The sequence below is a fragment of the Paenibacillus sp. 2TAB19 genome, from assembly GCF_052115185.1.
Lineage (GTDB): Bacteria > Bacillota > Bacilli > Paenibacillales > Paenibacillaceae > Pristimantibacillus.
The window spans coordinates 1-10,957 of sequence record NZ_JBFRGE010000127.1; the positions used below are offsets into that span (position 1 = coordinate 1).

Genomic DNA, 10,957 nt, shown 5'->3' on the forward strand with positions numbered 1-10,957 from the left:
AACGAAATGTTTATCCATGTTATTATCATTTTGTTTCCGATCTTTATAAACTCCTTCTTTTATACGAACAGACGTTTTACTAATCGCAATATCTATTACATATTAAATGGTTTATTATTCGGCCTATCATCCGTGCTATGTATGTCATTGACGATAACGATAACCGAAGGTTTCGAATGGGATTTACGATTGATTCCTATCTTGGTAGCGATATTATATGGCGGACGCAATTACTTGACGGGCATATCGGCTTCGATTGTCATGCTCCTCTACCGTGTCACTGTCGGCGGAGATGATATCGTCATCGCTCTTGTTTGTTTTCTTTGGTTCGCAGTGCCGTGTTTTTTGATTGCGAAGTCTTTCCTTAATTACTCTCCTAAGAAAAGGGTATACACGAGTATTGCCCTAACGCTCAATTCCAACGGAATGATTAGCGCGATATTACTTTATTACACGTCTGCTAATCAGATTGAGCTAACCTGGAAGTCGGATGGGGTTTTATATTTCCTTATTATTGGCGTGCTCGCACTGATCAGCAACGTTGTTTCTTCGCTGCTCTATGAGAATATGATCGAGAGGAATGCCATGCGTCATGAATTGGAGCAAAGCGAGAAGCTGAAGATCGTCAGCCAATTGGCAGCGTCCGTAGCTCATGAGGTAAGGAATCCGCTAACCGTGGTGAAAGGTTTTCTTCAATTGTTCAAGGAAACCGCCGACGATAACAAAAAGAGATTTTTGCAAATCGCTCTTTCAGAGCTTGAGCGTGCCGAGTTCATTATTACCGATTACTTAAATCTTGCCAAGCCGCATGTCGAACATATGGAGAAAATACATGTGCCTAACTTTCTTCAGCATACGGTGGAAATGATGTATTCCTACGGCCTCATCAAAAATGTAGAGCTTAAACTCGTAATAGTCGAGGAAGAGCTATACATCATGGCTGATAAGACAAAGCTGTCGCAGGTTATCATTAATTTGATCAAGAACGGCGTGGAAGCAATTGCGGAATCGGGAACTGTGACGATCAGAGGCAAGAAGGATGGCGATTTGGGTCTGATCGAAATTGTCGATACAGGCATTGGTATGTCGGAGGAGATGATCGCGAATATCGGCACACCGTTCTTCACAACGAAGGAAAGCGGTACAGGTCTAGGAACGCTCATCTCCATCAGACTTGTAGAGGCAATGAGCGGGAAAATCAAATTCGCGAGCAGCCCTGGGGCGGGGACGAAGGTCACTTTATCTTTTCATTTATTAAGACACACCTTTTCATAAGCAAGCAAGCTCTCATGAAAAAAAACAGTCCGTTCCTCAAGGGATCGGACTGTTTTCATTTTGGTGTGGTTCTAATTGTCTCTTATTCAGGTATTCGTCTTAGTATCTGCCGAATACTCCACAACTGCAAGCTATGATTACTAACAGAATGAAGAGAACCAGGATCGTACCCGTGTTCGTGAAGGCACCGCCAACAAAACCGGACATTATTCATGCACCTCCTTGCGTTTTGAGTACACCATATCTTATGCATACTCAGCGGGAAGTGCTTGGGTGTTTGGCGGGGAGGCATATGACGGTATGGCAACTGTCACGACATGACGGTTGTACCTTATTATGCTGAGCGCTTCACAAACGTTGAGCGGAGTTTAGCCAAAGGTCTCGCCACTGTCCAAGTTGAATTGCCATTCGATGCCGAAGCGGTCGCGGACGCTGCCATACAATTTGCTCCAGAACGTTTCTTGAAGCTCCATAACGACAGTGCCGCCTTCCTTCAGCTTATGGAAAGCAGCCGTGATGGTCTCCTGATCTTTATGTACAAGAGCGAGGCTGAAGTTGTTGCCTTGAATGAACGGTGAACCCGGGAACACATCGGAGAACATGACGTTGCTGCCGTAGACGTTAAGTCTCGTATGCATGACGAGATTTTTCGCTTCCTCCGGAAGCGGATAGTCCGGGTGCGGCGGCGTCTCGCCAAATGTCATAATCTGCGGCAGTTCTAAACCAAACACCTCTGCGTAGAAAGTTACTGCTTCACGAGTGTTACCGTCAAAATTCAGATAGACGTCAACGGACATTGTATCGCTCCTCTATTCTCATTGGTATGCTTGTACTACGTCACTATTGTAGCAATATTAGGTAAGAAATACAAAGTAGAAAAGCAGGAAATCGTCGTCGATTTCCTGCTTGCCGCAATTGCAAATATGTAGGAAAGCCTGAATGAACAGGCTCCCCCCGGAAACTTAGCAATAAGGTTTCCATTTTTTGTGATGCTCTTTTTTCTTCCAGCAATGATGAACTTTTTTGCCGCAAGAATGTTCTTTTTTGCCGTAGAAGTGATGCTCCTTCTTGCCGTAGTCGTAAGAAGGGCGCTCTTTTTTACAGCCATGCTCTTTTTTGCCGTGGTGTACTTTTTTCCACGATTTTTTGAACACTGGTTTGAAGCATTTTTTACCATAGTATCCCATTCGAATCTCCTCCTTCTTTTAGAAGTTAATGCAGTTTATTCGCTAGGTTATAGATTCGATTGGACGAGTGCGTTTAATAGAATAAAATAGGTTTTCATTGATAGATTGATAGGTTGTGTGATTCCGATTGTCACGAGTTTGTAAGAAGTTCAGCGTAATATAGCGTCTGTAGGAACAAGCTATAGAACAGGAGTGATCGTTAATGTCAATATTGCGCACAGTGGACTTGAAGAAGATATACGGATCGCAGCAAAATGAGGTCAAAGCGCTCGACGGCGTAAATATAGAGATCCAAGAGGGCGAATTCGCTGCAATCGTGGGGATGTCGGGAAGCGGGAAGTCAACGTTATTGCATATGCTGGGCGGACTGGATCGTGCGTCAAGCGGCCAAGTGTTCGTGGATGGGAAAGCGATCTTCGATATGAGCGACGACGACTTGACGGTATTCCGACGTCGTAAGATCGGATTCGTATTCCAGCAATACAACTTAGTGCCGATTCTTAATGTATATGAAAATATCGTGCTTCCGATCGAGCTTGACGGCAATGCCATCGATAAGCCTTTTCTTGATCATATCGTTAAGACGCTAGGTCTAGCGGATAAGCTGGACAAGCTGCCAAATCAGTTGTCCGGCGGGCAGCAGCAGCGTGTCGCGATCGCCAGGGCGCTTGCTACGAAACCTTCGATTGTGCTGGCAGACGAGCCGACAGGCAACTTGGACAGTAAGACAAGCCAAGAAGTAATCGGATTGTTGAAAGTGACGAGTAAGCAATTCAATCAAACGATCGTCATGATTACGCATAGCGAGGAAATTGCTCAGCTTGCCGATAGCATTGTACGTATCGCGGACGGCAAGGTCGTAGGAGGGAAACGGCTGTGATGTTTCCCAATTCGAACAAACGGATCATTAAGACGCTTACAAGCAGAAGCCTGAAAGCGAATCGTTCACGCAATCGTTATGTCATTCTAGCCATCGTTATGACCGCTTGGCTGCTGACTTCCGTGTTCAGCATCGGTATGAGTTATATGAAGTCGTTTAGCATGCAAGATCAGAAGTTTCTAGGTACGAAAGCGGATGTTGCATTCGTCAATCCTGCGCATGAGCAATTAGACAAGCTTGCTAACCTCCCGTATGTGAAGAAGGTTGGTCTCGACTACGAGGTAGCTCATCTCGCGACAAACGAGAATGAAGCTTATAAGGCATCCTTTCACCTGTATGATGAGTCAGAATGGAACAATATGAAAGCGCCGTTGCTTGGAGGGAAGACGAATGGCTACCCGCAGAAGCGCAATGAGGTGCTTATGCCTAAATGGCTACTGGATGAGATGGGGATAACCGAACCGAAAGTCGGGTTGAAGCTGGACTTGTCCTATCTTGCCGGAAACGACGCTAACGGGAACGTGCGCAAGGAAAGCTTTGTGCTTAGCGGCTGGTATGACGACTATACGCAAATGTTCTCGGACAATTCGGGCAAAATACTCGTTTCGAAGTCTTTTGCGGAAGCATTGGGAGCAGAACATAGAATGAATGGCGTTGCCTCCATTATGTTCAAAGGAGGCACTTCACAAGATGAAGGAATTAGCAAGCTCGAGCAAGACCTTGCACTCCAAGAAGGTCAGGACGTGTATGCTTACTCCAGAACGGTAGAGGAAGGTTCGTTATCGACGTGGTTCGGTACGGTGGGTGTGTCCTTGATCGTTATGTTCAGCGGTTACCTGCTTATATACAATGTGCTTTATATTTCGGTATCGACGGATACGAAATTTTATGGCTTATTGAAGACGATCGGCATGACTCGCAGACAAGTGAAGAAGCTCGTAAATGGGCAAGCGCGTCGATTAATGTGGATCGGCATTCCGATTGGATTGTTATTAGGCGCGATAACTTCTTACCTTGTCGTACCGTTCGCGCTTAGCATGTTCAGTCTTGAAACGGAAGTCGAGATTTCCTTTCATCCTCTCATCTACATGGGTGCAGCGCTGTTCGCAGTGGTCACAACGATGGCAGGTTCAAGGAAACCAGCACGTATAGCGAGCAAAATATCGGCCGTAGAAGCGTCGAAATATGTTCGTGCCAGCTCCAAGAAAAGCAGGAGCKGCGCGAAGCTGCATAGGATGGCATGGCGAAATATTTTCCGCGATAAGAAGAGAGCAACGATGGTATTTCTGTCGCTTGTGCTGGGCCTCACTACCTTCTTGACCATCAATACGCTCATTCTGAGCATGAGCACAGACAACTTCATCGGCGATTATGTGGCTAATGATTTCGAGTTAATTAATAAATCGGCAGAAGGCTATAATGGAGAAGTTCGACAGCTATTCACGGATAAACTCCTATCCTCCGTAGAACAGATTGACGGCATTAAGCAGATACGAACGATGTATATGTCGCAAGCTTTCCCGGAATATACGCCAGAGGTGTTCGGCAAGCATGTGGATGAGTTCACGACGAGATACGGCGCAGAGAGGCCGACAGATGAGATACTGCGGCAAGAAGAATACATGTTCTCTTCGCGGCTCGTAGGCATCGAAACGAAATATATCGAGGAGCTTAACGAAACGCTTGAGACGCCAATCGATATTGAACGGTTCGATAATGGCGAGATCGCGTTGCTTGATATGAGTCAACAATCGCTCAAGCTGGGCGATACCTTCAATCTTAAGCTGCCTAATGACGAGCGGATGCATTCGTTCGAAATCGGCGGGATTGCGGAACAGCCGTTCAAGCTCATGTTCGGCGGTCTTGCGCCGAATATATATATTAGCGAGAAGGCGATGAAGCAATTGATCGCAGATCCGATTATTTATAAAATAAATATGTCAGCCGACAAAGAGGAGCATCCAGCCATTCAGGAGCAGCTGGAACGATTGACGGCAGGTTCTCGCGACATAACGCTGGAGTCGAAGCAGCAATGGATTGAAATGATGGAAAGCGCCAAGCTGATGTTCTACATTCTTGGAGGAGCGATTACGCTCATTCTCGCGTTCATCGGTATTATGAACTTTGTGAGTACGATGTTCACAAGCGTCGTTATTAGACGCAATGAATTTGCTATCATGGAGAGCATCGGAATGACGAGTAAGCAGCTTCGCAAGCTGCTGCTGTTCGAAGGATTGGGCTACGCCGCAATTTCCTCCTTGCTCGTGTCCACGCTAGGAAGCTTGGTGAGTTACGGCGCTTATAAGGTGTTCAGCCAAGAGGCGACTTATGCGGTTTTTGAATACCCTCTGATTCCGCTCATCATCATACTGGTCATCGTATTTGGCGTATGTCTGACCGCACCGATTATCTCGTATAATCAGACGAGAAAAAGCAGCATTGTGGATCGAATGAAGGAAGCAAGCTAAGCATCAACGAAACAGGTAAGGAGGTGAACGCGCGGTATGGCAACCATTGTCGTCGTTGAGGATGACCGGCTGTTGAATGAAGGACTATCCTTTGCGCTTGAGAAGGAGCACTATGAAGTATGGTCTGCATATACAGCTGCTCAGGCTATAGAGATGTGGAGAAGCCGCGATGTTCATCTCCTTATCCTAGATATTAATTTGCCCGATCGCAGCGGGATTGAGCTTTGCAAACAAATTCGCGAAACGTCGGATGTGCCGATCCTGTTCTTAACGGCCAACGATACAGAGCAGGACATCGTGAACGGCTTCTTATCCGGCGCGGACGATTATATTGCCAAGCCGTTCAGCATGGCGGTATTGAATCAGCGCGTCAAGGCTGTCCTTCGCCGTGGCGGCGAGGAACAGATCGACAGGTTCGTATATAAGGATTTAACGGTATATTATGATAAAATGAAAGTGTTCAAGGGAGACGAGGAGATTAAGCTTACCTCGAATGAATACAAGCTGCTGTCTATTCTCACACGCAATAGCAAGCAGATTTTGACAAGACAGATGATTCTCGAGAAGCTATGGGATCTGGACGGCGCGTTCGTCGACGAGAATACGTTAAGCGTCAATATTAAGCGTCTGCGAGGCAAGATCGAGGACGACCCGAAGAACAGCATTTATATCAAAACCGTGTTCGGTATCGGTTATACATGGGGAGATTAGACTGTGAAGAGCTCCTTTACTCGTATTATTCTAATCAGCTACGGGCTGTATGCAATGGCATACGGCCTGTTTCTATATGCGTTGCTGGAACTTGATGCAGGCCGCAAGCTGATCTTTTTATCCAGCTTGTTCGCGATTGTCGGAGCGGTGATTCTCGTCTTTTTCATGCTTGTGATTAGAAGGCAAATGGGTGACGTATTGACGAAGCTGTCGCTTACGATTCAATCCATCATCGATCGGGAGGATCGCGAGCTGTTCTCCACGGTAGAAGACACCATGTTGTCCAAGCTGCAGGTACAGGTAATCAAGCTGTCACGGATCATGAAGATGCAGAGTCTTAAAGTGAAAGAAGAAAATGAAGAAATGAAGACGCTCATATCCGATATTGCGCATCAGTTGAAGACGCCGCTTGCGAACTTGAATATGTATGTAAGCTTACTGGGAGACAGCAGTTTGCCGCCGGAGAAGCGGGAAGCGTTCATTGCCATATTGGCGAATCAGACCGAGAAGTTGACCTGGCTGATGGACAGTTTAATTAAAATGTCGCGACTAGAAAGCGGTATCGTTGCGATTAAGCAGGAGACAAGCAGTATTAACAGCACGGTATTATCCGCTATTAAGCAGATATATCCTGTGGCTGAACGGCATGGCATCGTAATTGAATTCGAGTCGGAGCAAGAGACAAACGTGTCTCACGATCGTAAGTGGACGGCTGAGGCTATTTTCAATATACTCGATAATGCGGTCAAATACGGACATGATTCAGGTGCGATTAAAGTTTCGGTCCAACCATACGAAATGTTCGTTCGCATCGATATTGAGGATCAAGGCAAAGGTATTGAAGAGAGCGAGATCAGCGATATATTCAAACGCTTTTACCGGGGAAGAGAAGCRAGCGAGACGCAGGGCGTAGGGATCGGTCTCTATCTGGCCCGTAAGATTATTACCGATCAGTCTGGCTATATGAAGGTAACATCCGAGTTAGGCAAAGGCAGTATATTCTCTATATATCTTCCGATTTAAAGATTTAGGAGGTATAATGAATAGGGCTGTACGACTTAGGATGAAGAAAGAAGGATTTCACTTGGAAAATTACGAAGGTTTATTAGCAGAGTTGCTTGAGCAGGAATCCGAATTACAGTTCACCTCGTTCTCGAATCAAACAGCTGTCCAGATTGGCAGCGCTATTCTCGCGAAAGCGCAAAATGAGAACAAACTTATAGTCGTAGACATTAGAAAGAACGGACAACTGCTATTCCACGCGAAGATGGATGGTACTGGCGCTGGACATGATCGCTGGATCGAACGCAAAAATAACGTCGTCAAACATTTTGGACATAGCTCCTACTATATGCACGTGCTGTACAAATCATGGAATACCAACATTAAGGACAGCGAATATCTCGATCCAATGGAATATGCGACAGAAGGCGGCAGCTTCCCGATCATCATTAAGAATGCAGGACCTGTCGGTACGATTACGGTATCCGGACTTGAAGGCCATATGGATCATGAGATGATTACGACAACGCTAACCAAATTATTGAAATCATAGACAAATAATAAGGCACGATAAGAAGACACTAACTGTGCAGTTAGTGTCTTCGTTAACTTCCATAGAAAAGAATGTGATCATATTGATTCCGATTCGTTTGCGAACGCAGATGAGTGCGTATTTGAATAAGTATTTGACTGGCGAGTCGATGGATTACAGGGCGATTATCGCTTTGTATATCCCGATTCTGATCGATCAGGCGTTTATCGTGGGACTGAATCTCGTGAACACCGCGATGATCAGCTCCTCCGGCGTATCGGCAGTTAGCGCAGTCAATATGGTCGATTCCTTGAATTTATTTCTTATTAACGTTTTCGTAGCGGTAGCAACCGGGGGCACCGTCGTGGTTGCGCAGTATAAGGGGAGCGGGAACATTCAGATGGTGGCTCGCGCCACTTCGGGCAGCATTGCTTCCGTCTCCATGCTCTCCGTAGTAATCGGTCTGCTCATAATAGCTTTGCATAATCCGTTGCTGCGCTTACTGTTCGGTTCCGCGTCAGCCGAAGTGCTGGATAGTGCAAGAATTTATCTTATAGGGAGCGGCATTTCTTTCCTTGGGCTGGCGATTGTTCAAGCCGTATGCGGCGCGCTTAGAGGAGTCGGGAAAAGCCGCGCTTCGCTCGCGCTTTCGTTAATAATGAACCTGTTGTATGTGCTGCTTAACATTTTATTCATTACGATGCTGAATATGGGTGTTATGGGAATGACGATTGCGATCAATATCGCCAGGTTTGCCGGGGCCGCTTGCGCGATCTATTATTTGTTCAAAATGGATGGGACGATGCATCTGCGCTTGCGCGATATGTTCCATGTTCCGATCTCCATGCTGAAGAAGATTATGTCCATCGGACTGCCATTCGCCGCCGAGCAGATGTTCTTCAACGGAGGCAAGCTGCTCACCCAGGTGTTCATCGTTAGCCTAGGAACGTACGCGATTGCTACGAACGCGATTGCTTCCGTGCTGACTGGTCTTCTGCAAATTCCAGGTGCTGCATTGTCCTTGACGATCGTCACTGTTGTCGGTCAGTGCATTGGACGAGGAGATGTGGCCGATGCGCGCAAGTTCGTCAAGTCGTTTCTATGGATAGCATCGCTAATGTTATTCGTGATGGGGATTATACTTATGCCGTTCTATCCGTTATTGGTAGGGTTGTTCGAACCTCCTGCCGAAATTGTAGACGACATCTTCTGGGTGCTGCTGCTTACGGCAATCGTGCAAATCCCGTTGTGGGCGATGAGCTTCATATTGCCGTCTGCGCTGCGGGCGGCTGGCGATTCCCGCTTCACCTCATTGTCTTCGATGCTTAGCATGTGGTTATTCCGCGTCATACTAGGTTACTTGCTGGGCATTACAGCGGGCTTAGGCATTATGGGGGTATGGATTGCGATGAACTGCGAATGGGGCGTACGCGGTGCGATCTTCCTATGGCGTTTCCGCGGGAAGAAGTGGTATAAGCATAAGCTCATATGAAGCATGAGTACGATTGGAAAGACGACTCGCTTAACGCTTGGCGTCTTTCTTTGTTACAACCCCTGCAGCATCGGACACGGAAAGTCGGAACGTTCGGCAACATATTTGTTACGTTATAGTTGCGGAAGAAGGAAGGAGTCATACCGAATGCTTGAATCTATGAATGCAGCGTTAAACTATATCGAGGAACATCTGGCGGATGATATTGATTTCAAGGAGGCAGCGCGGCTGGCATTTTGCTCGGAGTTTCATTTCAAAAAAATGTTCTCGTTTCTTGCAGGGGTGCCGCTGTCCGAATACATTCGCCGTAGACGCTTAACGCTAGCCGCATTTGAGCTTAAGGACAGCTCCGTGAGGGTTATTGACGTGGCGGTCAAATACGGATATCAATCGCCGGATTCCTTCTCGAGAGCGTTCCTGAGCATGCATGGTATAACTCCAACCGAAGCGAGGGTTAATGGGCAGCAGTTGCTTGCCTATCCTCGTATGACCTTCCAGCTGACTATCAAAGGGGTAAGTGCAATGAATTATCGTATTGAGCAAAAAGAAGCTTTTCGCATCGTCGGCATTATGAAGCGGGTTCCCATTCAATTCGAGGGAGTGAATCCTGAAATTGCAGCGATGTGGGGAAGCTTGAATGAGGAGATCATAGGGCAGTTGAAAAGCTTATCCAATACGCAGCCTATCGGGTTAATCAGCGCATCGGTCAATTTCTCCGAAGAGCGAATGGAAGAGAAAGGGGGGCTTGATCATTATATCGGAGCGGCTACGACATTGGATTGTCCAGATCATCTGGCGAGCTTGGAAGTGCAGGCAAGCGATTGGGCGGTGTTCGAGGCAGTTGGTCCGTTTCCCCAAACRCTGCAAGAAATATGGGGTCGCATCTATTCCGAGTGGTTCCCTTCTTCGAGCTATGAGCAGATTAACGGACCTGAGCTGCTGTGGAATGAAAGCAAGGATATCTCCTCTCCGAATTATCGAAGCGAAATATGGATACCGGTTGCGAAGCGAATTCTCGAGCAGCAATAATGGAAAATGTAATGGAATGTAGAAAGAGATGTCGATCTTCGACATCTCTTTCTGTTTGTTTGTGAATTAACAGACTGAAGGTTCTTCATTTAGTTAACTTACAGAATACTTACAAGTTTTTTCACCTAYAAGAATATTGAGTCGTTGAGGCAAAAGAACATAAATTCAGGTGAATGTATGAATGGTACATATTTTTGGTCCAGTCACATGGTATTAATTGACGTTATTAGCAGGCAGAGAATTGAACTGCTTATCGACCATCTAATTATACAAGACAATTTTCAGTCAGTCTTTAAACGATATCCTGATGTAGATACGGACGAAGATAAAATCTACCCAGATGGATTTTTCATAGCCTAATCATTGAGCTAAGTAGTATTA

At 46.2% G+C, this 10,957-nt stretch carries 10 protein-coding genes; 8 read left to right on the top strand and 2 right to left on the bottom strand.

Annotation, left to right across the window (positions count from 1 at the left end; genetic code table 11):
• Positions 1-1,275 (top strand): ATP-binding protein (locus AB4Z33_RS29250; protein ID WP_442053282.1); only part of this gene is annotated, 1,275 nt, incomplete at its 5' end.
• A gap of 368 nt (positions 1,276-1,643) precedes the next feature.
• Here the strand turns inward: AB4Z33_RS29250 and AB4Z33_RS29255 are convergent.
• Both AB4Z33_RS29255 and AB4Z33_RS29260 read right to left on the bottom strand, forming a co-directional pair.
• A complete protein-coding gene (locus AB4Z33_RS29255) occupies positions 1,644-2,072 on the bottom strand; it encodes a VOC family protein (RefSeq protein WP_442053283.1) in 429 nt (142 codons plus the stop codon).
• A gap of 165 nt (positions 2,073-2,237) precedes the next feature.
• Positions 2,238-2,462: a hypothetical protein gene (locus AB4Z33_RS29260; protein ID WP_442053284.1), complete on the bottom strand. Its 225-nt coding sequence runs from the start codon at positions 2,460-2,462 to the stop codon at positions 2,238-2,240.
• Between the two features lie 202 nt (positions 2,463-2,664).
• Between AB4Z33_RS29260 and AB4Z33_RS29265 the strand changes: the two genes are divergently transcribed.
• The 7 genes from AB4Z33_RS29265 (at position 2,665) to AB4Z33_RS29295 (ending at position 10,576) form a co-directional block, all read left to right on the top strand.
• Entirely contained in the window at positions 2,665-3,342 is a 678-nt protein-coding gene (locus tag AB4Z33_RS29265) for an ABC transporter ATP-binding protein (protein WP_442053285.1), read from the top strand.
• The gene (locus AB4Z33_RS29270; protein WP_442053290.1) at positions 3,342-5,810 is read left to right on the top strand and encodes an ABC transporter permease; all 2,469 of its coding nucleotides are present in this window, start codon (positions 3,342-3,344) and stop codon (positions 5,808-5,810) included. The genes AB4Z33_RS29265 and AB4Z33_RS29270 overlap by 1 nt, the downstream gene beginning before the upstream one ends.
• Positions 5,811-5,846: 36 nt before the next feature.
• Positions 5,847-6,521, top strand: a complete 675-nt coding sequence (locus tag AB4Z33_RS29275) for a response regulator transcription factor (RefSeq protein ID WP_442053286.1) — start codon at positions 5,847-5,849, stop codon at positions 6,519-6,521.
• Positions 6,522-6,524: 3 nt separating this feature from the next.
• Positions 6,525-7,544: a sensor histidine kinase gene (locus AB4Z33_RS29280; RefSeq protein WP_442053287.1), complete on the top strand. Its 1,020-nt coding sequence runs from the start codon at positions 6,525-6,527 to the stop codon at positions 7,542-7,544.
• A 16-nt stretch (positions 7,545-7,560) separates the two neighbouring features.
• Positions 7,561-8,076: a heme-degrading domain-containing protein gene (locus tag AB4Z33_RS29285; RefSeq protein ID WP_442053288.1), complete on the top strand. Its 516-nt coding sequence runs from the start codon at positions 7,561-7,563 to the stop codon at positions 8,074-8,076.
• Positions 8,077-8,185: 109 nt separating this feature from the next.
• Entirely contained in the window at positions 8,186-9,547 is a 1,362-nt protein-coding gene (locus AB4Z33_RS29290; protein WP_442053291.1) for an MATE family efflux transporter, read from the top strand.
• A gap of 147 nt (positions 9,548-9,694) precedes the next feature.
• Complete coding sequence (locus AB4Z33_RS29295; RefSeq protein ID WP_442053289.1) at positions 9,695-10,576, top strand: AraC family transcriptional regulator; 882 nt, start codon at positions 9,695-9,697, stop codon at positions 10,574-10,576.
• Positions 10,577-10,957: the final 381 nt, after the last annotated feature.

Coding starts and splice junctions, on each gene's coding strand:
- AB4Z33_RS29255 (WP_442053283.1), bottom strand. CDS start 2,072: ATGTCCGTTGACGTCTATCTGAATTTTGACGGTAACACTCGTGAAGCA.
- AB4Z33_RS29260 (WP_442053284.1), bottom strand. CDS start 2,462: ATGGGATACTATGGTAAAAAATGCTTCAAACCAGTGTTCAAAAAATCG.
- AB4Z33_RS29265 (WP_442053285.1), top strand. CDS start 2,665: ATGTCAATATTGCGCACAGTGGACTTGAAGAAGATATACGGATCGCAG.
- AB4Z33_RS29275 (WP_442053286.1), top strand. CDS start 5,847: ATGGCAACCATTGTCGTCGTTGAGGATGACCGGCTGTTGAATGAAGGA.
- AB4Z33_RS29285 (WP_442053288.1), top strand. CDS start 7,561: ATGAATAGGGCTGTACGACTTAGGATGAAGAAAGAAGGATTTCACTTG.
- AB4Z33_RS29290 (WP_442053291.1), top strand. CDS start 8,186: ATGAGTGCGTATTTGAATAAGTATTTGACTGGCGAGTCGATGGATTAC.